At 31.5% G+C, this 23,464-nt stretch carries 18 protein-coding genes; 13 read left to right on the plus strand and 5 right to left on the minus strand.

Annotated elements, in window-relative coordinates:
• Positions 1-224 precede the first annotated feature (224 nt).
• Positions 225-1,811: a hypothetical protein gene (locus DK442_RS24755; protein ID WP_109438607.1), complete on the plus strand. Its 1,587-nt coding sequence runs from the start codon at positions 225-227 to the stop codon at positions 1,809-1,811.
• Between the two features lie 98 nt (positions 1,812-1,909).
• Here DK442_RS24755 and DK442_RS24760 read toward each other — a convergent pair whose 3' ends face one another.
• Positions 1,910-2,263 carry a DUF3307 domain-containing protein gene (locus tag DK442_RS24760; RefSeq protein ID WP_109438608.1) on the minus strand — a complete coding sequence of 118 codons (354 nt, stop codon included), beginning with the start codon at positions 2,261-2,263 and terminating at the stop codon, positions 1,910-1,912.
• 210 nt (positions 2,264-2,473) lie between these two features.
• On the opposite strand from DK442_RS24760, the gene DK442_RS24765 reads away from it, so the two are divergent.
• Together DK442_RS24765 and sthA are read left to right on the plus strand one after the other, a co-directional pair.
• A complete protein-coding gene (locus tag DK442_RS24765) occupies positions 2,474-4,444 on the plus strand; it encodes an adenylate/guanylate cyclase domain-containing protein (RefSeq protein ID WP_109438609.1) in 1,971 nt (656 codons plus the stop codon).
• Between the two features lie 15 nt (positions 4,445-4,459).
• Complete coding sequence (gene sthA / locus DK442_RS24770; RefSeq protein WP_160114346.1) at positions 4,460-5,884, plus strand: Si-specific NAD(P)(+) transhydrogenase; 1,425 nt, start codon at positions 4,460-4,462, stop codon at positions 5,882-5,884.
• Between the two features lie 14 nt (positions 5,885-5,898).
• Here the strand turns inward: sthA and DK442_RS24775 are convergent, their stop codons facing one another.
• A complete protein-coding gene (locus DK442_RS24775; RefSeq protein WP_160114347.1) occupies positions 5,899-7,257 on the minus strand; it encodes a hypothetical protein in 1,359 nt (452 codons plus the stop codon).
• A 425-nt stretch (positions 7,258-7,682) separates the two neighbouring features.
• Here DK442_RS24775 and DK442_RS24780 point away from each other — a divergent pair, with 425 nt between their 5' ends.
• From DK442_RS24780 to DK442_RS24790, 3 genes are all read left to right on the plus strand, one after another.
• On the plus strand, positions 7,683-11,810 hold the full coding sequence (locus DK442_RS24780; protein ID WP_109438612.1) for an ATP-binding protein: 4,128 nt from the start codon (positions 7,683-7,685) through the stop codon (positions 11,808-11,810).
• A 91-nt stretch (positions 11,811-11,901) separates the two neighbouring features.
• Positions 11,902-12,822 carry a DUF6268 family outer membrane beta-barrel protein gene (locus tag DK442_RS24785; RefSeq protein WP_109438613.1) on the plus strand — a complete coding sequence of 307 codons (921 nt, stop codon included), beginning with the start codon at positions 11,902-11,904 and terminating at the stop codon, positions 12,820-12,822.
• Positions 12,823-12,900: 78 nt separating this feature from the next.
• Positions 12,901-13,131, plus strand: a complete 231-nt coding sequence (locus DK442_RS24790; protein ID WP_109438614.1) for a (4Fe-4S)-binding protein — start codon at positions 12,901-12,903, stop codon at positions 13,129-13,131.
• 126 nt (positions 13,132-13,257) lie between these two features.
• Here the strand turns inward: DK442_RS24790 and DK442_RS24795 are convergent, their stop codons facing one another.
• Complete coding sequence (locus DK442_RS24795; protein ID WP_109438615.1) at positions 13,258-14,850, minus strand: hypothetical protein; 1,593 nt, start codon at positions 14,848-14,850, stop codon at positions 13,258-13,260.
• 18 nt (positions 14,851-14,868) lie between these two features.
• Positions 14,869-15,126 (minus strand): hypothetical protein, encoded by a 258-nt coding sequence (locus tag DK442_RS24800; RefSeq protein WP_109438616.1) that lies wholly within the window; start codon positions 15,124-15,126, stop codon positions 14,869-14,871.
• A 284-nt stretch (positions 15,127-15,410) separates the two neighbouring features.
• Between DK442_RS24800 and DK442_RS24805 the strand changes: the two genes are divergently transcribed.
• Positions 15,411-16,001, plus strand: a complete 591-nt coding sequence (locus DK442_RS24805; RefSeq protein ID WP_143917725.1) for a hypothetical protein — start codon at positions 15,411-15,413, stop codon at positions 15,999-16,001.
• 47 nt (positions 16,002-16,048) lie between these two features.
• Here DK442_RS24805 and DK442_RS24810 read toward each other — a convergent pair whose 3' ends face one another.
• Positions 16,049-16,924, minus strand: a complete 876-nt coding sequence (locus tag DK442_RS24810) for a pirin family protein (RefSeq protein WP_109438618.1) — start codon at positions 16,922-16,924, stop codon at positions 16,049-16,051.
• Between the two features lie 232 nt (positions 16,925-17,156).
• Between DK442_RS24810 and DK442_RS24815 the strand changes: the two genes are divergently transcribed.
• From DK442_RS24815 to DK442_RS24840, 6 genes are all read left to right on the plus strand, one after another.
• The gene (locus DK442_RS24815) at positions 17,157-18,473 is read left to right on the plus strand and encodes a cation:proton antiporter (RefSeq protein WP_109438619.1); all 1,317 of its coding nucleotides are present in this window, start codon (positions 17,157-17,159) and stop codon (positions 18,471-18,473) included.
• Positions 18,473-19,207, plus strand: a complete 735-nt coding sequence (locus DK442_RS24820; protein ID WP_109438620.1) for a YafY family protein — start codon at positions 18,473-18,475, stop codon at positions 19,205-19,207. The genes DK442_RS24815 and DK442_RS24820 overlap by 1 nt, the downstream gene beginning before the upstream one ends.
• Positions 19,208-19,384: 177 nt before the next feature.
• A complete protein-coding gene (locus tag DK442_RS24825) occupies positions 19,385-19,705 on the plus strand; it encodes a hypothetical protein (protein WP_109438621.1) in 321 nt (106 codons plus the stop codon).
• 70 nt (positions 19,706-19,775) lie between these two features.
• The gene (locus tag DK442_RS24830) at positions 19,776-20,576 is read left to right on the plus strand and encodes a DNA alkylation repair protein (RefSeq protein ID WP_109438622.1); all 801 of its coding nucleotides are present in this window, start codon (positions 19,776-19,778) and stop codon (positions 20,574-20,576) included.
• Between the two features lie 202 nt (positions 20,577-20,778).
• On the plus strand, positions 20,779-22,194 hold the full coding sequence (locus DK442_RS24835) for a glycogen synthase (protein ID WP_109438623.1): 1,416 nt from the start codon (positions 20,779-20,781) through the stop codon (positions 22,192-22,194).
• Positions 22,191-23,462 (plus strand): glucose-1-phosphate adenylyltransferase, encoded by a 1,272-nt coding sequence (locus tag DK442_RS24840; protein ID WP_109438624.1) that lies wholly within the window; start codon positions 22,191-22,193, stop codon positions 23,460-23,462. The genes DK442_RS24835 and DK442_RS24840 overlap by 4 nt, the downstream gene beginning before the upstream one ends.
• The last annotated feature ends 2 nt before the right edge of the window (positions 23,463-23,464 follow it).

The raw sequence follows: 23,464 nt of genomic DNA on the forward strand, positions 1-23,464 counted from the left end.
AGCTTCAATATATAAAAATAGAACTCCTTAGTTTGTAAACAAAAAAAAACATAATAAACATCAAAAAAACTATTCTGGATCCATAAAAGTCCCTATAAACAAGGAGACGTTTTCACGGAATATAGGGTGTTGACTGATAGTTAGATGTGATATTTTTGATATGAATATGAAAGTTACTAATGTATTTATATTCTAAGTCTTAAATAATAAAAGTGATATAGGTCATGAAATTTCGTAATTACTTTTTTCGTAAAAAGAAATCAAAACTCATTGTAAGCCCATTAATTCTTAAGCATTTAGAATTGATTGAAAAGGCTCCATATAATGATAAATCTACTCGGGATAAGATTTGTAGACAATGGAAAGAGTGTATCAATAAAGATGTTTCTTTTGTATATCAGCTCTATAACGTATTGATTCATAAACTAGAAAATTTTGATGGAGAAGCCTCTGAAGAAACAAAGAACTTATATAAATTTCTGACTATATTTTCATCAAGCGATTATATATCTCTTAGTGGAGAAAAAACAAAACATGCTATTTCTAAAAACAATGAAGAATTGATTCGTCATATAAAGAAATTGTTAGAAATTCCTGATTTCCAAATTATAGAAGTCAATGTAAAAACTTATAACAAAGGAAATCTTGGTGATTTGATCCAAAAAATATTTGCTTTGTATTTTTATCATACATCTTACTTAGATGAAAAATATAGAAGTGAAATTTCTCAATATATACTACCGCTCTATAAAGCGTTTCCCGAGAATAAGAATACTTTGATTACTGCATTATTACGATATCATCCTAATGCGATTGATAATTATGCAGAACTCATTATGTTTTATATAACACAGAAAAATACTAAAGGAATTTTGACTGGTATAGCTCTGAAGATGTTTGGTTTAAATGCTGATAGAGAAGATTTTGAACATAAAAATGCAGTAAAAATTATCAAAGCTATACTTGATAAAAGTGACTCCTGGACTGAGGATGTAAAAAGCTTTTTTATTGATACTTTTTTCTTTAACTGCTTTGATATAAAACTGAATACAAAAGAAGAGCAACTACAAGAAGTTAATGAAAAGATAGAAGAACTAAAATCTATAGGAATACATCAAGGTGTTAAACATTATAAAAAAGAAAAAAAGAATATTGAAGACCATTTTGAAGCTATTAAAGAAAAAAGATGGAATGATGCCGTACAACGAATAGCTGTAAGTAAAACTACGTCTGAATCTATACGATTGGTTATTCGCGCTTTTACAGGAAATCCTAAAATTAACTATCTCACTTTACTAATCTGTGATAGTAACTCATATAAAAACGAACCTAAAAAGTATACCTTATCTCAAAGCCCCAAAGTCATTTTTAAAGATTTTGCCTTAAAACTATGGGTGATTGAAGAACTAATGTATAATCAGAATCTATTAACACCAAAATTTGATATTGCAGAATTTGTAAAGGAACATGAAAAAAGACAAATTGATATAGAAAGTGATGGTTATAATATTATTCCAGAGATAAAAGCATATTTTCAAAACTTAGATATTCCACAAGAATTGCTTAACCAAGTGACAGAGTTGTATATGGATGATGGTTTTGGTGGAGGAGCACAAGTGTATTATCAATTATGGCCATTTTGGGATCCGGGAGTAGGCGATGAGATTATTCCGATTTCTAATACAGCTATTGATGATCTAGAGTTTTTACCAAATTTGAAAAAGATTATAGGGTTAGAAAGTAAGCCTGATAATCAACGACTTGTACAGGGTATAGAAGAAAAAGGTGTTGTGTTAATGTTAGAGAGTTGATTTTTGTAAATACTTGATTTTTAATTTTTTATAATACTATGTTTATACTGTAAGTTTAAGTGATTTTTGCAAAATATTGATTCTTTAATACGCTTAATCTAGAACAAAAATATGCTATCTCTATTTAGATAAGTGATATACAAAGTAACTATGTGGATGAATTGATCAAAGCCAAGAATAGGGAAAAAAATACGAGGTTTTTCCTGGTATTTAGCAGCCAGTTTACTAGTGAAAAAATCAGTAACACCATGTAAAATGCAATTAAGCAATACATAGGTAATAGCAGTTTCTATAGGAAATAATAACAAACCACATACTAGAAGCACAGCAGTATAAGTGATGACATGTATAAAGAGCCATTTGAAATTCTGGCTTTTTCCTAATGCCATTTTTGAAGTTTGAAGAAGAAAATCTCCCACCCAATGTGCTAATAGAATCCACGTAAAGATCATACATAAAAGGTATTAATTCAGTAGGTTATAACCTAATTGTTAACATAAAGTTTTTATAATAGTAATCCAAAATGCAAAAAGAAACGGTAAACTTAAGTATATTGTAGTAGAAACGTGTTTTTGAATCAAATCGTTAGAAATCTACACTTTTTGATATAATATCTGCACACTATTGTGCAATAAATATATATCTAATTTTAATACTATCAGATGTTTCGTACGTTCCGCCATAGATTGCTATTCTGGTTTTTGGTTTTCATTAGTTTTAGCTTTGTGATTATCATGCTTTCTATTGCGTACCTTAAAAAGCGGGAACATATTTTAAAACGAACAGAAGCTATAGAACAATCGCATGTTATGCTTTTAAAAAGCGTAAAAGCACAACAAGATTTCTTCAGTTATGCAACCAAAGATCAACAATTTTTTAAGACAGGAGACAATAAATACCTAGATCAATATCTCAAATTGCTAGATAGCACAAGATCTTATCTTATGCATGTAGATTTTAAAGATGAAGGAGCATTGGTTGGTGGGATAGATTTTATTAAATCTGATATTACAGAAATTGATGCAGTTTTCTTAGAACTGATTGTCCAAATCCAGGCACGTGGGTATAAGAATTTTAACTTGGAAGGGACAATGAGAAAAGATGTGCACTGGCTTGAAAATATAGACGAAATTGCTTTAGAAGATATTCTTTTTCTCAGAAGACATGAGAAGGATTATATCATGCGAAATGAACCCATTTATATTACCCAACTTACTCGGCTAGTAGATAAGCTTGCTCAAGAAACTGTGGCAAATAAGAAGATAACCAAAGCCCGAAAAAGTGAAATACTGTCTTATCTATTAGGGTATCGTAATAAATTTTTGCAATTAGTAGAACTAGATCAACGAATTGGGATTAGAGATAACTCTGGATTGAAACAAAAACTGGATCAACGAATCACTATTTGTGAAGCCGATTTTAGTGATATTGTTGTTTATGCAAAAGAATGGGCCAATGCAGAATTTAAACAACTTACAATCACTTTTGGAATCATTTCATTTTTACTCATGATAGTAAGTGTATGGATAAGTTCATTAATTTCTAGAAAAATAACAAAACCACTTACAGAACTTACATTACACATCACCAGATTTGTAGATAGCAATTTCACATTAGAAACAGAGCACCCTGTAGTTCGCACACAAGACGAAATTGGGAGTTTGACTAGAAATTTTTCTTTTTTGAAAGATGAAGTCATTTCGCGTTTAAAGTTTTTTAAACAAAAAGTAGATGAACGTACTACAGAACTAGCAAATGCTAATAAAAAACTACTTCGTCTTAGTAAAGCCAATAGTCGTTTTGTACCACAAGAATTTTTGCATAATCTAGGGAGAGAAAGTATAGAAGAAGTGCAATTAGGAGATCAGGTTGAACGGGAAATGACTGTGATTTTTTCTGATATTCGTGAGTTTACAAAGATCTCTGAATCCTTGAGTCCACAGGAAAATTTTGATTTTATTAATGAATATCTTAGTGGTATAGTCCCTATTATAAAACGAAACGGAGGATTTATAGATAAATTTATTGGAGATTCTGTAATGGCACTCTTTCCTGAAAACCCTGATGCAGCGATACAAACTGTTTTTGAATTTGAGGATTTTCTTGAAATTTTTAATCGTAAACTTATAGAAAAAAACCGTTTGCCGATAGAAGTTGGTACTGGTATTCACACAGGAAACTTAATCTTAGGTACTATTGGACATGATCACAGGCTAGAAACTACAGTGATCTCTGATGCGGTAAATACATCATCACGAGTAGAAGGGTTAACAAAGTATTATCAATCCAAGATTATCGCTACAGAGGCAACTTTATCAAAACTAAAAAATAAGCATTCTTTTAACTATAGGTTTTTGGATAAAGTCAAAGTAAAGGGTAAATCTAAAACACTTTCGGTTTATGAATTTTTATCATCTCGCGAGCATATAAAACTAACCTATTTAAAAAGCTACAACACTGCGGTAAAACATATAAAAAATGAAGAGATCGTAAAGGCAACTACAATTTTTACTAAGCTTCGTAAAAAATATCCAGGAGATAAAGCAATAAAAATCTTTTTGGATAGGTGTCATAATTATATAGAACAGAAAGCATCTTCTTGGGATGATATAACCAATATGATTACTAAATAATTAAAAATACAATCTGTGAAAAAATATGATCTTGTTGTAATAGGTTCAGGACCAGCTGGCGAAAAGGCAGCGGTAAAAGCAGCATACTTTGGATATAAAGTAGCCTTAATAGAAAAAGAACACAAATTTGGTGGGGCAGGGGTGCAAACAGGTACTTTGCCTTCAAAAACACTAAAAGAAACCGCACTGTATCTATCAGGAATTTATCAAAAAGGTGTTTTTGGAGTAGATAAAGAGATTGGAAGAGCAACTGGAGTTCATGACTTCTTATACCGAAAAAATGTGGTGACTAACCATATGAATAAAATCGTAAAATATAACCTAGAAAAACATGGCGTTGATTTGTACGAGGGATTTGCCAGCTTTATAGATAAACATCATCTAAAAATATCTGGAGATTTAGAGCAAATTATAGAAAGTAAATACACCCTTATTGCTACCGGTTCCTATCCATATCATCCAGAGTATATCCCCTTTGACCATAAAAGAGTATTGGACTCTGATTCGATTTTGAGTATAACCAAGTTTCCTAAGTCAATATGTGTGTTAGGAGCAGGTGTAATCGGTTGTGAATATGCTACCATATTTGGTGCTATGGGAGTAAAAACCTATATAGTTAACGATAGAGATAAAATTCTCGGTTTTTTGGATAGCAAAATCTCTGAAGGGCTGGTAGATCAGATGAAGAAGAATGATATAAAGATTTTGTTTAATAATTCTGTTATTGATTTTGAATTACCAGATGATGATGACAAACCACTTAGACTCCGTCTTAAATCAGGAGAAACTCTTAACGTTGATATGTTTTTGTTTGCCGCAGGTCGTAGTGGTCAAATAAAAGGCTTGAATTGCGAAGGAATAGGTGTTAAAACAGGTAATAGAGAAACCGTTGTTGTAAATGAAAAATTTCAAACTAACATCCTGAATATCTTTGCAGTAGGAGATGTAATAGGGTTTCCAGCTCTTGCGAGTACGAGTATGGAGCAAGGACGTATTGCTGTTACACATATGTTTAATACAGCCGACCTGGAGTCTCTTGCAGATATTTTTCCATATGGTATTTATACAGTTCCCGAAGTTTCTATGGTAGGCATCACAGAAGAGCAAGCCATAGAAACAAAGATTGATTACGGTGTTGGATATAGCTATTATCGTGATACTGCTAGAGGTATGATTATGGGAGACACAGATAGTGGATATTTGAAATTAATTTTTGAAAAAAAAACAAAAATTGTTTTAGGAGTGCACATTATAGGGCATTTTGCAACTGAATTGATTCATTATGGGATGCAACTAGTACGGGAACAAAAAACTTTAGATCATTTAATCGCTACAGTATTTAATTACCCTACATTGCATGATTTATATAAATATGCAAGTTATGATGGACTGGGAAATATAGCAGGTAAAAAAGTTAAAAAAGCAGGTGAATTGATTTAATTAGATAGGTAATATTACAATTTAGCATACCATTTTGCAATAGTATTTTGTGCAGGTTTATATCGAGGAGAAAAACCTAAACTTGTTGGAGCACTATCTTCTGGAGTTCTTGTGTCCCATTGCCAGATATATGTCCCTGCAAACCATTTTTTATTCCAAAGCTGTTTAAACAAGGCTTCATAAGCAAGATGCTGTGTTTGATCTGATTTTTTCTGATATAAAATACCAAGAAAAGATCCCCATTCCCATGGTCGTATAGTTGCTGAAACTTCACTTTTGTAACCAATTTCAGTAAAAAGTATAGGTTTATTATGGGCTTTTGACAGGGATTCTAATTGTATGATATGCTTATCCCAACCTCTTTTTAAGGTTTCGAGATCTGGTTTTGATGTTTTAGTGATAGGAAAATATGCCTGAATTCCTATATAATCTAATTCTTCCCAGAAGTCAATAAGTTCGAACTCTCCATCCCAATTAGCCGCATAAGTAAGTTGCCCATGATATATAGTTTTGATTTCTTTGATTAAAGATGTCCAGCGATCAGGCATGTGTTTTAATGAAGTTCTCAACTCCGTACCTACGCATAATAATTCTACACCTGTTTCTTCAGCCATTTTTGCATAGTGTATTAGATTATCTCGATAAGAATCAAACCATACATTCCACTCATTTTTGGATTTTAATGCAATATCAGAACGCCACCCATCATTAACCCATATATGAGGTTTTAACTGAACATGGATGCCTTTTGCTTTAAGTTGCCTTATAGTTTTTATAAATACAGAATCTCGACGTGACCATTTTCCTATGATTTCAGGAGTTCCCATTGTAGTAATATATTGATCTTTTTGGGCTATGAAAGGAATAACAGCAACCCACTCTATGTTATTTTTAACCAATTCAATAATGGGTTTTTCATTATCCGAACTCCAACCAAAAACACTCATTCCACGGTGTTTTTTATCAATCTTATAGTGGTCTTTGATCATATTACCAGTATTTTCTACAGTATGATCCCATTCGTATATAAAGTTTTCTGAACTGTTTGCATACACGATGGATTTAAAAATAAGAAAGAGAAATAAAACAGGAATGATTACCCTTAGTACCAATCGTTTACTCATTGTCTTTATACCATGAATACGATATACCCTAATAAAATACCTAAGAATCAAAAAGAGTATATATAATACAGCAAAGAGTACATGTAAACTTATTAAAAATTGAGAGTTGAGAAGGAGTTCAGAAAGTTCCCGAAATGATCTACCTAAACTTAATTCTACTCTAAATAGTAACAATGACAAGATCAATAGTATAGATATGAGCCAGGTCACTAGATATACTTTAATTACAGAGAAGAGTTCTTTTTTCATGATATAAACACAGAAACGTATAGTATTAGAAGAGGAATGGATAGAAATGTTACATTGTAAATTTATATTTCCATTTTTCCGTAAAGAAATGTTTTAATGACAACTATAAAAAAATGTAACAAATGTATCTGATTATTTTGTAATGCATTATATTTAAGCATTGTAACACAATTTAATCAAGAATACTACACATTCGTCTTATGTAACCTCCCCCTTTTATTATTTAACCTGTTTTTTTAAGAAATAGGTCTTGTATTGTTTTAAAATTTTGGAATAAGATGTTCAAAGTTGAAAAATGAGAGTATTCATGTTTTTATCTTAGTTTACCCTATTAAAGATAATGTATGAAATAGTATGTGAGACTGTGTTATAATTAATAAACCCCACTTAGTAAGTACTTAATAATCTAGCTAATTAAAGTAGTAATGAGTGTAATAGTAAAAAATATTCATATTCCGATTGAGGAATATGACTTTTCAAACCATCACTGTGACGAGAATTCAATATTTATAGGGAGAGAGCAGGCACAGAGAAAATTAAGAAGAAGAATAGATCCACGGGGGAAAAATAAAGATTATAGAGGTGCTTATTTGGTTGCAGGATATAGAGGGATGGGAAAGTCCACTATGGTAGATAATGTGATTAGAGATATCAATAAAAATGAACAAGATTCAGAATTAAATAAGATAAATTCATCTATAGATAATAATGAATCTTTAATTATACCAGTAAAAATATTCCTTTCTCAAGGAGAACTGAGGGATTATGACTTATTACGACAGGTCTTTATACAAATGGTCGATAAAATCATTTCAAAGAGAGAACCGTTCAATAAGAGTATATTGAGAGTTATAGCGGGTATTATCTCTTTTTTATTAAGTTTTCTTATAATCTATTCCCTTCTATATGGAGTAAAATTAGGGATTATAAATAGTGATCATCAAACATTGATTACCCAGAACCAGACTCTGGTTATTTTATTTTTTTCATTGATATTCATTATTTTATTTGTGTTGGTTAATATCGCTTTAACATTTGCTTATCGAAAAATTCATAAGAAAAAAATTGATTTATATTCAAGAATTGGTCAAGTTAAGAAAAGGATAAATTCAGATTTAGAAGTAGAAAATAAAACCACAAACAATACTGCTTTCTCCGGTTTGGTTAATGAAAGTTCTCTTTTAAATAAGGTGACTGCACTTATCCAGGATATTGGAGAAAGACCTTATAAGCAATCGTTTAATAGATTTACAACAAAAGAACTCGAATTTGAGATTAAAGAAGTACTGAGGTTGTATAAAAATGTAAGAAAGGGTAGGGAAAAAGGATGTATACTTTTTATAATTGATGAATTAGATAAATTAGAAGCAGAATTTGTAGAAGGGGAAAATGATTATTTTGAATTAGGAAAATCCAGAACAGATTTAAGAAAGGAAACACTATCAAAGCTTCTTGCTAACCTAAAAAGCTTTATTCACAGTGCTGATGCTAAGTTTATTTTTATTGGTGGTGCAGAAATGTATGATGCCAGCTTAGCTGATGTGGCAGATCGTGAGTCTTTTTATAGTAGTATTTTTCATGAGGTAATCTATGTCAATAGTTTTTTTAAGGATTTTGAAAAAAGTAAGACAAGAATTACTCAAATGGTAGAAAACTACTTAGCACGAATTATTTTGGGGAATTTTATGGTAGATGAAATGATGAAAGATGACGTAGCTTCAGTAAACTATTTGACATTGTTATACCAAAAATTAGAAGGTATAGATCATAGAGATAGAATCTTTTATCAAATACATCAATTTATCGTTTATCTTACTTATAGAAGCAATGGTAGCCCGAAGAAACTTAAAGAACTTGTAGAAAATTACATGGCACCTTTAACAGATGAGAAGAAGGATGAAGAAAGAAATCTGATTTTACTAAGAAGGAAAGATTCCCGTAGTAATTTATTTTTATCCATCAGCTATAAAGAACAGCATAAAATTGGGGTGCTATCATCTATTTTTTACCCGTATATGATAGAGAATGAAAAGTACCTTAAAGAACTTAATGATAAAAACTTATATCTATCTGCTTTCTTAATGGATCATATTTTAAAATTTCATAAATCAGCATTTTCATGGAGAGAGTTAGAATTAATGCCAGACATTATTATTGGAAGTAAAGGGCCTCATTTAAGAGAGACACTTAAAAACCTGATATCATACTTGTCAATAAAACATATTAGAAGAACAACGAATGCGATGTTTCAATTTAAGTTTCGTAGTCGATCTGCGATGGAGTTAAAATATATATCCAAAATATCAGACGAAAGTGAGGCTGCATTTAATTTTACCTTGGATGAATCGTATCATATCAAATCATTCTTTAAAAGAAAATTAAAACAAAAGATGGAGTTCTATAAAGATGCTACATCATCAAATATAGATTCATCTTTTATTAATACATTAAGTTATTTGAACTCTACTATTGCTGATATTCATTTTTATGATGAAGATTATGATGCTGCCATACGCTATTATGCAGATGCTATTCAGCCATTAAGAGGTACAAAGGATCTTCATCAACATCAAATGATGCTTTATACCAGGAATAGATTGTTACTAAGTTTGTGTCTTGAAAAGTCGAAGAGATATGATTCTACATATTCGATATTACGCAGTATTACTTTAGATACAAAAGAATGGGTGTTCGATTCTAATGAGGATACTACATTAAAGTATTGGGATTATAAAGAATGGGAAAGCCCTTATAAACGAATGCAATTATTTTTAAGACCTCATCTTGCATTATTAATGGTACTCGAAAAAGATAGATCAGACGGTATTACAGAAAGTAATTTAGAGAGAAATATTCAAGAATATACCAAGTTTATGGGAGTAATCGATTTGTTCCCTTTTAAGAGTTTTATTTCCGGACTTACATATTACGACTTCTTTGAAAAAAATACTACAGGAGACCATAAAAGAACACAAACATTACTTGCAGATTATTATCAAAGCGTAGGAACTATACTGTACTATAAAAATAGAAATTATAAATCGCTTTATGAAAAAGGGTGTGAAGGTATCTTAAATGAATTTTTAAAAGTTGGTGGATTGAGCAAGGGAAGTATGAAGAATAGAAAGATAGTCATTAATGGGGTAGAAGTAGAAAACCCAAAGAATTATTCCAGTTTGGATAACGTTAGAATACACTTTGGAAAACAGGAATCCAAACATTATTATCCCTCATTTAGTGCTTTCTTTTATTATACAACTTCTTTAGGACACCTTATAAGCCCATATCTTGAAAATATAAAGTCCATTTTTGGACTTAAAGACTTAAGACCTAAAGATCAAATCATAATACTGGAGAAGTTAATCTTTGAGACCAGAAGCAAACATATTCTTAATGGGAAACAGAAACAGTTCCTTGGTTTAGTTTTAGGGAAATTAGCAGATACTATTTTATCATGCTTAGGAAATAATGAAATTAAAATATCCAGATTAAAGGGGGCATTAGGTTCACAGAAGTTACATGATTTAACATTAAAAAATCTTACTGCGAAGTCATGGGGGTTGGAACGAAAGGGAAGTAAAGAACGTTTATCTTTTAATGATTTATTTTCCATAAGGAGTGTATTCTATTTTAATATTATTAGTTATAGGTTGTATTATCAAGCAGGGAAATATCATGATGCTTTATTTTATATTAAGAAATGTATGTATATCATAAATGCACATCTAGTTAGAACTCGAGATATTGATAAGGAAATAATAATATTTGTTAAAAATTTTGTGCAATATCTCGTTAAGGAATCCAATAAAGTTTTAACGAATTATACATTGTGGATAACAAAACATAATTCATTGTATGATGATATCATACAAAGTGTTAAGGGAAATGAGGTCAGAGAAAAGGAATTTGATTTAATTTCTGAAGATGAGAAAGAAATAAGCCGAATATATGAAAAGATTAATCTTAAATTTCATCCATCTTGTATCTTATCTAGATATAAAAGAGAACCTGAAATCCAAAGTATATTTGCTAGGATACAATTTTTGAAACATAAAATTGATTGTTGCTTTTATGAGCAGTTTGATTTCTTAACTAATAATGTCACTGTTGATATACATAATGAAATTGTAGTAAGAAAGCTTAATGCCAGTTTTAAAGAAGTTAATTTTTGTTCGAAGAACTTAATTAATATAATAAAAACGTATGGTTTTAATTATATAATGAGTTATTCTTATATGGGAAGTTTATATTATAATTTAATTAAATGGACAAGGTTAGTTGTTCAATTACAATCCCAGGAACCATTTGAGGAAACTTACAGTAAATGGGATTTTAAAGATATAGGGTTATTAAAAAATGAAGTTAAGAAATATTATAAAAAAGCAATACGACTTCATTCTGAGGGAAGTGAATATAAAACTGCTATCAAAGAAATGTATATACTTGAGGATGATTTGAACGATTCTTTGGTACATTTCTGCGCATCTTTAGAAAGAAGTTTAATCAATACCGGGGTAATAGAAAGGAAAATAGAAAGAATACCAATATTATGATGTGAACGAGGGGCCGAATGGGCATTTAGATTATTAAAAAATTATCTCGTATACTTGCTCTTTTTAACAATTAAGAAAATAGTATAGCATTATGATAAATAGAATATTGGTATTATCAATAACTATAATTTTTACGCAACTATTATCTGCTCAAGATTATGTAGATATAATAAAGGCTGACTATGCGACAGTATTTGGTGCAGGTTTTGAGAATAATAATAGTGCAGATACCAATGTTAATTTACTTGATATTGCAGTTACATATCCCATAGTAGTTTCCGAAAAACTTGCTGTAATTACTGGTGTAGATTATAATCAGCACGGCTTAGATTTAATACCAAATGGAGAAGGAGTAACCTTAAATAATATTACTTTAAAAGCCGGTGTTGCTATTAAGCATAGTGAAAAATGGTCAGGAACCTATCTCTTTTTGCCCAAAATAGCAAGTCAGGAGTTACATACAGATGGAGATCAATTCTTTTTTGGAGGGTTGGCTCTACTTAAATATCAAAAAAGTAAACGTATGCAGTATCGCATTGGAGCGTATGCCAGTAGCGAAGGGTTTGGTGTAATTATGACTCCTGTTATAGGATTATATTACCTAAACGAGAGTGAAACATGGGAGGTTACTGCTAATTTACCAATCAATGCTGATATTAATTATCGTTTTAATACTGCTGTAGCTGTGGGGTTTGGTTTCCAGGCACCGGTGCGCTCTTATAGTCTTAAACGAGAAGATAATATTCCTGATTTATATACTCAGGTATCTAGTATAGAGGCAGGACCTTATGTACAACATAGTTTTTTAGAAAAAAGTGTATTGGTACGTTTACAAGCTGGGTACTCAAGTGTATCTTATGAAGTGTTTCAGGAAGGAGATACCTTGCCAATTCGCCTTTCTGCTATAGAGTTTGGAGATGATCGTAATTTACTTAATCCAGAAATGACAGGAAATCTGTTTGTTAGAGTAGGTGCTACGTATCGTTTTCACCTAAATAAAAAGAAAGACTGATATTGTTTTCTTAGAGTGATAAAACTAGTATCTTTAAAAGGATAAAAAGTATCATATCACACTTAAAATCAATATGCTATGGCAACTAATGAAATTAGAAAAGAATACACAAACGGAGAAATTACAATTATCTGGAAACCGGGGAAATGTACCCATTCTGGAATTTGTGTTCATACATTACCTAAAGTATATCATCCAAAGGATAAACCTTGGATACAACCAGAAAATGCAACCACTGAAGCTTTGAAAAATCAAATATCAAATTGTCCTTCAGGTGCTCTGACCTATAAAATGAATCAGAACAACTAATCAAGATATCTTCATCTTTTTTGTTTTGAATTAAAGAAGATGTTTTCTGTTTTATAGAAGAAAATTTAATAAAAAAGCACCTTGCCAAGAACAAGGTGTTTTTTTTGAATTTGGCTAATTCAAATATTACGCCTTACAGAATGATATAAAATCTCTTATAGGTCCAGGTCCAGATTCTCCATTGGTAAGTAACACTGATGCTGTCAACTCAATAGTGAATGCACATGATCGAAGATCATTAACAGTTTGCGTACTTGGCGTAAACTGCAATTGTGTTGTACCAAAAGTTTCTGGAGATGCCATTAACGAAATTGGAGGAAAACTAAAACTTTGTCCAGGTTTATTTGGTCCAGTGATTTTAAGTGCTAATGAACCTAGATTTTCATTTCTACCATGATAATTTACATGTAATGCATCTATGATCTTAACACACTCATCAGGCGTTTCACCTACAGTTATAATTTCTTGAATATTTACTGATACTGCTGCTATTTGATTATCTTCAGTATCGGGAGCCCAGCTACCATGTTTGTTTACATTATTATATCTAGTATTGAATACAGCGATTGGTTTAGAAGTACCGGCGACAATTCCAGGACTAACAGTGCCTACTTCTCGTTGTTTCATTCGTACTGCAACGTATTTATTAAATTCTTGAGCTACCGTAGGTATAGTAGCTGTGCCTATTGTAGATGGTAAAGCAGTCATATCTAAAAAAGTAGTACTAAATATTTGTGTAGTTGCTAGTTTAAGAATTTCTGCATCCTGATGTGCTTCAAAGTTAGCTTGTTGTGGTACCCGTATCCAATTATCAATGATATCCACATTATTACTTAATGGATCTGGATGATTAATATAAACAGGATCTTTTATCCAGGGATTTATAGGATTGAAAGTCTCTATTAAAAAATTACCTATCATTGTTGTTGGTACAGCATTAGAGTTTACAGGTGTCCATGTTCCAGTTAACGGTGATGATGGAGAGGATACTATTTGATATTCAAACATGTATTCCATGGGTTGCCCGTTTAATTTTTTGCTAAGACTACCTACCAGATTAATAGTACTATAAAATGCAAAATCACCAGGATTTGTTTTACCGGTTATACTATCGATATCATCTTGTATATGTATATATTTAGCTTTTCCAAAATGTGTAAATGTAGCCGGAAGTGAAATTTCTGGAATAATAATTTCACCTTCAAAACAAAGTGTAACACACAAACATGGACCTACATTATTTCTTTTATCAGATGGTTTTTCAAATACTATAGGAGTTCCATCAAATTCTAATTCAAAATATACATCGGGCCCACTATTAAATGGAGGGAATGGTGTTTCTACATTGATGAGGGGAGAAAGAAACGTTTGCTTAAAATCGTTACTTGTATAATCAATTCTAAAATGCCCTGTGCTATCTGTAATGGCAGAACCCAGTTCATCATCTTGAAACCAATCATCATCCATTGCAATTACTTTTACTCCGGGAAGAGGAATTTGGTCATTATTACAATTTAACAGCCGTCCGCAGATAACCCAGGCATCAAATAATTCACGCATTCTGCACCAGAAACGTTGGTTAATACAATATTTCCAGTAAAATACAATGTCATCGTTAATTTGTCGCCATCTTGGCTGTAGTGTAGTGATATTAAATTGTATTGGATCACGATCCTTGCTTTTTTGATTAAATACACGTTTTGTTACAACATCGATCATCAAAGGACCATCATACTGTTAATATTTTCCTTTTAGTTCTGTTTTATAGTTTCCTTGCTCATCAATTTCAGCTTCGGCAATTAGTAATTTGGCTTTGGCTTTGATTTGTTTTTCATCTAAAATTTGTAAAGTGTTTTTTGGATCTGCGGCTACATTTGTAATGATACTAAGATCAAAATTTTCTACGCGATAAAAACGTACTATAGAACCAAATAATGGTTCTTTACAATCTTTGCATAATTCCCCTGCAAGATTTCCTTTAAGAATAAACCCCATGTTGTAAAAAGTTTTAAGATTAATTTGTTGAATTCTCAAAACTATCTATCCATAACTATTTGTAAAATAGTTTAATAACTCATTAACATTGGTTGATTCCCCTTTTTTGAACAAGTGGTTTCACGGTAGGATTTTAGGGTTAAGTTCCTGATTAATGTGATGTAATATTTTTTCTGTTTGATAGAAGGAGTGATTTGGATATTACAAATTATTAGATCATAAATTAGGGAGTGGTAAAATATGTTAAAAACTTGTTTTTAGTTTTTGAAAAAAATGTGATTTCTTTGCCATCGGGAAAAAAAGAAATATTGGAAAATCAGGAAAAAGAGAATATAAAGGTATACACGCGCTATAACTTTTTTAATAAAACCTATTGTGTATTTAGGGGAGTACCGCTAAGAGAAATCAGAAAAAGGAAACCCAATTATAGGAGTGAATCTGGAAGTACTTACTATTATACAAAACATGGAGTGTATCGAATGTCTAACCACTGGGGTAGAGCGGCAAAATGTCAATGGCGACTGGTATCTGATTTTCCTGCTGAAATTGATGATTTAAGGTTAGGATTTGCTGAATGGGGAGATTTTAGAGAAAATCTGGATCCCGATGTTGATGCATATTATATTTCGGTTGATTTTGAAACCAAAAAGGTTGGCTATATGCATAAGGATAACCCAAATTATGATCAAGTAGCAGTATTACGTTCTGCAGATGCTACTCGAAAGTTAATTAAACAAATTAAAAACCTTCTTGAAACCTATAAATGGGCAAAATACTATGACTATGATGATTTGGATGAGTTTAGAGAGGAAGTAGTTACCAGGCTCATTAATAGTAATATTTCTTTGAATGAGTTGAGAAGGGAATTGGTGTAATACAAAATATAAATTATTGTATCTCTCTGGAGCGTGTTTGAAATCTCTTATAATTCTGGTAAAGGAACATACGAGTTGTCGTTAGGAACTGTGGGGAAATCGCGTTCCTTCCAACGCATTTTTGCAGCTTCTATTTTTTCTTTACTAGTAGATACAAAATTCCAGTAGATGTGTCGTTCTTCTTCAAAAGCCTCTCCTCCAAACAGTATGACATGAGTATCTGGTAGTAAAGTGATACTACAGCTATCTTCAGTTTTAGAAACCAGCATATTTCCTTCCGGGATATGATCTTCACAAGCCTTGATTGCTCCTTTTACAATACAAATACCAATTTCACCTTTCAATTCTCCTTTAATATGTAATTCATGTAAGTGTTTTGATTTAACATCAATCATGAATAATTCAGAATATACAGGAACAGGAGAAGTATAACCGTAACCTTTTCCTGCGATTAAACGAAATTCTGCTCCTCCATTCTGCCATACAGGTAAATCTTTGGCATCAAAATGATAAAATTCTGGATCAATCTCTTCAAAGTCTTTAGGTAATGCAATCCATATTTGATACCCATGAGCAGTAAATACTCCATTATTTCTAAGGTCTTGTGGAGTACGTTCTGTATGAGTGACCCCTTTGCCGGCAACCATCAAATTTACAGATCCGGGAGAAATTCTTTGGTTAGTACCAATACTATCTTGATGCATAATTTCTCCTTCGAGCATATATGTCAGAGTAGATAATCCAATATGAGGATGTTGATCGACATCCATATAATGACCTTCTTTGATTTCGGTTGGTCCCATATGATCAATAAAAATAAATGGGCCTACCATTCTCTTTTTTCTAAAAGGAATAAGTCTTCCTACTAAGAAATCACCAATGTCCCGACTTCGTTCTTCAATAATTAACCCTTGATTTGACATAGATAAAGAAGTTTTGATACTGCATTTAAAGATATGGTATTTACATACGAATTATGTTAAAAAAATATTAACCGAGAATACAATATTCTACTCAATATAATGGTTTACAAATTATAATGTGCAAAGACTATGTATATTGAATTTGGTAGCTCTTTTACTTTAAAATAATTTACTATCTTTTCATTCGTTTTTAAATACGAACAACTAATACCAATCAACCTTAAACCTACTCATGGAAATTTTTTCTTCTTATAATGTCATTATTGGAATTTCACTAATCATTATTTTATCTTTTATTTTTAACGGTGTTGCCAAAAAAACTAGTGTACCAGCGGTACTTTTATTAATTATTTTAGGAATCATTTTACAGTATGTACTTAAAGCTTTCGGAGGAGATTCTATTGATTTTTTCCCAATGCTCGAAGTATTAGGTATTGTAGGTTTGATTATGATTGTACTAGAAGCAGCTCTCGAATTGAAGTTAAAGAGTGATAAATTAATGCCTATTCTCAAATCAATGGCAATCGCATTAATTGGTTTAGTAGCTTCAACATTTATTGCGGCAGTAATACTAAAAGCTTTGGTTGAAGGCATGACCATGCAATCAGCTTGGTTATATGCAACTCCATTATCGATATTATCAAGTGCTATTATTATCCCTAGTGTAAGTGGATTATCAGAAGCTAAAAAAGAATTTCATGTTTATGAAAGTACGTTTTCTGATATATTGGGTATCATGCTATTTTATTTCTTAACCGGAAGATTAAATCCTGCAGAAGATGCAGGAGTTGGTGGTTTTTTTCTAAATCTAATTCTTACCATAGTAATTTCGCTTGTAGCGAGTTATGCTATTATCCTAATTTTCCAGAAAATTAAAAGTCAGGTAAAACTATTTTTGCTTATCGCTGTGTTATTACTATTGTATGGTTTAGGGAAAAAGATGCATTTATCCTCTTTAATTATTATTCTGATCTTTGGGTTAGTAATTGCAAATATGAAGTTGTTTTTCCAGGGGAAACTTAGGGGGTATTTGGATTTTGAGAAAGCAAAATCTATATATCATGAACTACATGTAATTACCGCAGAAACAGCGTTTGTTGTGCGCACGCTATTCTTTGTGATTTTCGGAATCACAATTGTGTTATCATCATTATTAAGTCTCAAAGTTACCTTAATTAGTGTTTTAATATTAATCTCGATTTATGCAATTCGATATGGGTTATTACGTCTCTTTATGGGAAAAGATATTTCGCCACAGTTATTTATAGCTCCACGAGGATTGATCACCGTACTTCTTTTTTATGCTATTCCGGCAGAAGCTGCTATAGAGGGATTTGAACCGGGAATATTATTATTTGTGATTATTGGAACTAGTTTAATTATGACATGGGGAATGATACGTGATAAAAAACGAAATCCTACCCCTGTAGAAGAAGCAAATGAAGAGTTAGAAGAAGGTGTAGAAGAAACAGAATACTTCATTAATAATACAACAGACTTAAGTGAAATTGATGATGCAGAAGCATCAGATGAATATGAAACTGAATAATGAAACGTTTACATCGATTAACTGCAATATTAGTAAAATTGCAATCCAAGAAAATTGTTCAAGCAGCAGAACTAGCAGACAAGTTTGAGGTAAGTTTACGTACCATATATAGGGATATGCAGGCATTAACAGATGCAGGAGTGCCTGTTGGTGCAGAAGCAGGTACAGGGTATTATCTCGTAGATGGATATTCTCTGCCACCAGTGATGTTTACAGAAAAAGAAGCCAATGCTTTATTAACAGCTTCTAAAATCATAAGTACTAATAATGATCAATCGCTAATCGATGAATATCAGGAAGCTGTAGAAAAAGTTATTGCAGTACTCAAAACTACACAAAAGAAAAAGCTCGAAATTTTAGAACAACGGGTTTTTACGTATAATAGAACCAAAATTAATCCAAGTACTTCTTTATCTGTAATCCAACAGGCAATTACAGATTTTAGAGTTCTCGAAATTCAATACACTAAAGCATCAAAGGAATTTAGTAAAAGATTAGTAGAACCTTTAGGAGTGTATTTTACGAATAATACCTGGATTATGATTGCACATTGTCGATTGAGAAAAGATTATCGAGAATTTAGAACTGATCGTATTATAAACCTTATTGAAACACAAGAATTATTTCCTCCAAAACATTTTACATTAGAAGAATATTATAAACTTAGATATGAGGATTGGATTACTTCCGAACACTCTGATTATGAGCATTCATTGCCTAAAGAAAACCAGTGACTCCTGCGATTATCAAGTAGATTTTTAAAAATTGTTTATCTGTAAAAACACTCCTGACATAGGGTTGTCATATACCCAATTTAGTTTTGATGAAAATTATAAACCACAAAAAGGTTAATTCTCATTATCATGATCAACCTATTGTTTAATTGTTCAACAAAACTTAATCACAATCCTATGTCAGTGAAAACCAAACCAGGAGTAGTAGAACTCGTATTATTTGAAGTAAATCCAGGATATTCAAAGAAAGATGCAGAAACAGCATTGGCTTCTCTTAATGATGTATTAAAATTATATTATGGATTTATAGAGAGAACCACAGCCAGTAATGGAGAAGGTAAATATGCAGATATTGTGTACTGGAGTGATATGAAATCTGCTAAAGAGGCGTCTACCGAAATCATGAAAAATGAAAAGGCCCTCGAGACTTTTAGTGTTATAAAACCTGAATCTGTTCAAATGTATCATTTTGATGCATTTAATCAATTTGAGGAATAACTTTTTAATAGTAAATATAATTTTAATGCTATCATTTTTAATAGATTTGATAGCATTTTTATCTTAACATATGATTCCAGAACATATTCTTAATAGAAAAGGAGCGCGCAGCTTAAAAGATCTTGATCCAGAAGTAATAGAGTATTTAAATAAAGGGTTGATAGAAACCGCCAATCTTATGGAATGGTTGGCTGTTGATCAATTAGTATTGTTAAAAGGTATCCTTGATACTCTTGGTAAACCTGAGTGGTATGATAGTTTTTATCAAGCCGTGTCTGCTCAAAAAAAGCCATCTGCAAATGCCAATACCAAGATTATAGGAGTAACTTTCTTACAATTGACTAATGATCAAAACATATTAGCATATCTTTCTAAGCATAACTCTGATGTTCCAAGATGTTGGGCTGCATATTGGGCCGGCATAAAGGAAGTAGATATCACAAAACGTTTAAAGGCTATTAAACCATATGCTGCTGATTTACATTTTGGAGTTAGAGAAGTAGCAATATTTGCCACTAAAGAAGCCATTATAGAAGATTTGGATACTGCTATTGCCATATTATCAAAATGGACCTCGAGTACAGATGAAAATATTAGAAGATATGTTGCAGAAGTTACCAGGCCCATAGGTGTATGGACTAAGAAAATTGACGAACTCAAGGAAAATCCCGAAAAAGGAATTATTTTACTAAATCCTCTTAAATCAGATTCATCTAAGTATGTAAGAGATTCTGTAGGAAACTGGTTAAATGATGCTAGTAAAACAAGACCTGATTGGGTTAAAAGGATATGTGATCAATGGAAAGAAGAATCTCCCACAAAAGAATCCCTCTATATTCTTAAAAAAGCATTACGTACAATTCATAAATAATACAGCAACTATTTATTTAGAATATTTCATGTGATATTGAGATAATAGTATCAAATATGAATTTTTTTAGTTATTTTTTTATTAAATAATTATTATCCCTGCTTCTTTTTGGGATAATAATAGGGGAATTTTATCTGCTTTTTTATAGCTTTAACAGATCTTAAAAATAGAGGTAGAAGGTTAAAAAAAGGCTGTTTTATTCATGAATATTCTCCACACAAGTTTTGAATGTTATCCTATTGCAAAAGTTGGCGGACTTGCAGATGTTGTAGGTGCTTTGCCCAAATATCAAAACGATTTAGGCATAAATGCAACTGTAGTAATGCCGTTTCCGGATAATAAATTTACACAAGAAGCAGAATTAAAAAAAGTTCATAGCGGAACCATTCATTTAGGAGAAGAAATTCATCAATATTCAATACAAAATATTGTTTCTCCCGATTTAGGGTTTATGGTCTCACTTCTTCATATCCCAAGAGTATTAGATAGAGCTAATATATATGGATATAATGATGAAGCAGAACGATCAATAGCTTTTCAATTAGCAGTGATGGATTGGGTAGTCACAACTCAAAGTATTCCTGATATAATACATTGTCATGATCACCACACTGCATTGATTCCTTTTTTAATGAGTCATGCAGAGCCTTATGAAGCACTTAGGAGAGTACCTTCTATATTAACGATTCATAATGCGCAATATCAAGGGCAACTATCATATGATAGATTAGAATATCTCCCACCATTTGATAAAACACAGATAGGTCTTTTGGATTGGGATAATTGTATTAATCCACTTGCATCTGGAATTAAATGTGCATGGAAAGTAACTACAGTATCTCCTAATTATATGAAAGAACTTCAAAAACAAGCCAATGGTTTAGAAGCTTTGTTACGAAGTGAAAATAAAAAATGTACAGGAGTTCTTAACGGTATAGATACTAGTACATGGGACCCTGAGACAGACCCAATGGTAGTGAAGAATTATAAAATGACAAATGTTGTTTCTGGAAGAAAAGAAAATAAGAAGTGGATTTGTGATCATTTTAATTTAGATATAGAAAAACCTCTTTTTGCATTTATCGGAAGACTTGTGGGAGAGAAAGGTGCTGATTTATTACCAGAGATTAGTAAAGAAGTTCTACAAAAGAATGAAGTAAACGTTTTGATTTTAGGTTCTGGAATTCCAGAAGTAGAAGAGCAATTACAATCATTGTGTAAAGAATTCGAAGGCACATATAATACATTTATTGGTTATGATGAAAAACTATCTCATATCATTTATGCAGGTGCAGATTTTTTATTAATGCCATCAAGAGTAGAGCCTTGTGGACTTAATCAAATGTATGCATTGCGATATGGACTAATTCCAATTGTTAGAAGAACAGGAGGACTCAAAGATACCGTAATTGATATCGGAGATGGAGGTTTTGGAATCTGCCATGATAGTGCTTTGGTATGGGATGTTTGTTATTCTATCCAACGAGCAGTAACACTCTATAATGATCAAAAAAAATACAAGGCTATTCAGAAAAAAATTATGAAGATCGATCATTCTTGGGATCGATCGGCAAATCAATATAAATATATATATGAATCACTAATACAACGCAAATGATCAACAAAAAAGTTCTCGCTATTATTTTGGGCGGAGGCCAGGGCACTCGATTATCACCTCTTACAGATCAACGATCTAAACCTGCAGTTTCTATTGCAGGAAAATATAGATTAGTTGATATTCCAATTTCAAATTGTATTCATTGTGATATAAAGAGGATGTTTGTCCTTACGCAATTTAACTCTGCTTCCTTAAATAGACATATTAAGAACACATATGTTTTTAGTAGTTTTAGTGATGCTTTTGTTGATATTCTGGCGGCAGAACAAACTCCTGATAATAAAACATGGTATCAAGGAACAGCTGATGCAGTAAGACAATCGATGCATCATCTATTAAATCACGAATTCGAATATGCATTAATTCTTTCTGGAGATCAATTATATCAAATGGATTTTAATGAAATGCTAGATTCGCATATTGAAAAAGGAGCAGATATTTCTGTAGCTACTATTCCTGTTAAACCCAAAGAAGCTACACAATTTGGGATTCTTAAAACCGATGATGAAAGTTTTATTTCTTCTTTTACTGAAAAACCAAGTTTAGATAAATTACCAGGTTGGGAATCAGAAGTGAGTGAAGAAATGAAAAATGAAGATAGAAATTATCTTGCTTCTATGGGGATATATATATTTAATAAACAACTCTTAATCGATATTTTATCAAATCCAGATACTGTTGATTTTGGTAAAGAGATTATTCCACAATCAATTAATAAAAATAAAGTTTTGGCTTATCAATACGAAGGCTATTGGACAGATATAGGAAATGTTTCAGCTTTTTTTGAAGCAAATATTAACTTAACAGATGACATACCTCAGTTTGATTTGTTTAATAAGAGCAATAGTGTATTGACAAGACCCCGTATATTACCTCCTTCTAAAATTTCTGGAACATTACTCAATAAATCGATGATTGCAGAAGGTTGTATTATTAATGCCAAAGAAATAGATCGTTCTGTAATTGGTATTCGTTCTAGAATAGGAAAAGATACGGTCATAAAAAACACCTATATGATTGGTAGTAATTTATATCAGGATATTAGTGAATTAGAAGAAGATAAACAGAATGGATTGCCTCATGTAGGAGTAGGAGATAGATGTTATATTAAGAATACTATAATTGATAAAGGAGCCAGAATAGGTAATGATGTGAGTATAGAAGGAGGTTCGCATTTAGAAGATACAGAACAAGATGCATATGCAATAAAAGACGGAGTAGTAGTGATTAAAAGTCGTTGCATTATTCCAGATAATTTTAAAATATAATA

The sequence above is a fragment of the Aquimarina sp. AU119 genome (assembly GCF_900312735.1).
Taxonomy (GTDB): Bacteria; Bacteroidota; Bacteroidia; order Flavobacteriales; family Flavobacteriaceae; genus Aquimarina; species Aquimarina algiphila.

Bases quoted from the DNA above. Each gene is read 5' to 3' on its own strand.
- DK442_RS24780 (WP_109438612.1), top strand. From the start codon at position 7,683: ATGAGTGTAATAGTAAAAAATATTCATATTCCGATTGAGGAATATGAC.
- DK442_RS24815 (WP_109438619.1), top strand. From the start codon at position 17,157: ATGGAAATTTTTTCTTCTTATAATGTCATTATTGGAATTTCACTAATC.
- DK442_RS24795 (WP_109438615.1), bottom strand. From the start codon at position 14,850: ATGATCGATGTTGTAACAAAACGTGTATTTAATCAAAAAAGCAAGGAT.
- DK442_RS24755 (WP_109438607.1), top strand. From the start codon at position 225: ATGAAATTTCGTAATTACTTTTTTCGTAAAAAGAAATCAAAACTCATT.
- DK442_RS24785 (WP_109438613.1), top strand. From the start codon at position 11,902: ATGATAAATAGAATATTGGTATTATCAATAACTATAATTTTTACGCAA.
- DK442_RS24830 (WP_109438622.1), top strand. From the start codon at position 19,776: ATGATTCCAGAACATATTCTTAATAGAAAAGGAGCGCGCAGCTTAAAA.
- DK442_RS24825 (WP_109438621.1), top strand. From the start codon at position 19,385: ATGTCAGTGAAAACCAAACCAGGAGTAGTAGAACTCGTATTATTTGAA.
- DK442_RS24760 (WP_109438608.1), bottom strand. From the start codon at position 2,263: ATGATCTTTACGTGGATTCTATTAGCACATTGGGTGGGAGATTTTCTT.
- DK442_RS24840 (WP_109438624.1), top strand. From the start codon at position 22,191: ATGATCAACAAAAAAGTTCTCGCTATTATTTTGGGCGGAGGCCAGGGC.
- DK442_RS24765 (WP_109438609.1), top strand. From the start codon at position 2,474: ATGTTTCGTACGTTCCGCCATAGATTGCTATTCTGGTTTTTGGTTTTC.
- DK442_RS24790 (WP_109438614.1), top strand. From the start codon at position 12,901: ATGGCAACTAATGAAATTAGAAAAGAATACACAAACGGAGAAATTACA.
- DK442_RS24835 (WP_109438623.1), top strand. From the start codon at position 20,779: ATGAATATTCTCCACACAAGTTTTGAATGTTATCCTATTGCAAAAGTT.
- DK442_RS24810 (WP_109438618.1), bottom strand. From the start codon at position 16,924: ATGTCAAATCAAGGGTTAATTATTGAAGAACGAAGTCGGGACATTGGT.
- DK442_RS24800 (WP_109438616.1), bottom strand. From the start codon at position 15,126: ATGGGGTTTATTCTTAAAGGAAATCTTGCAGGGGAATTATGCAAAGAT.
- DK442_RS24820 (WP_109438620.1), top strand. From the start codon at position 18,473: ATGAAACGTTTACATCGATTAACTGCAATATTAGTAAAATTGCAATCC.
- DK442_RS24775 (WP_160114347.1), bottom strand. From the start codon at position 7,257: ATGAAAAAAGAACTCTTCTCTGTAATTAAAGTATATCTAGTGACCTGG.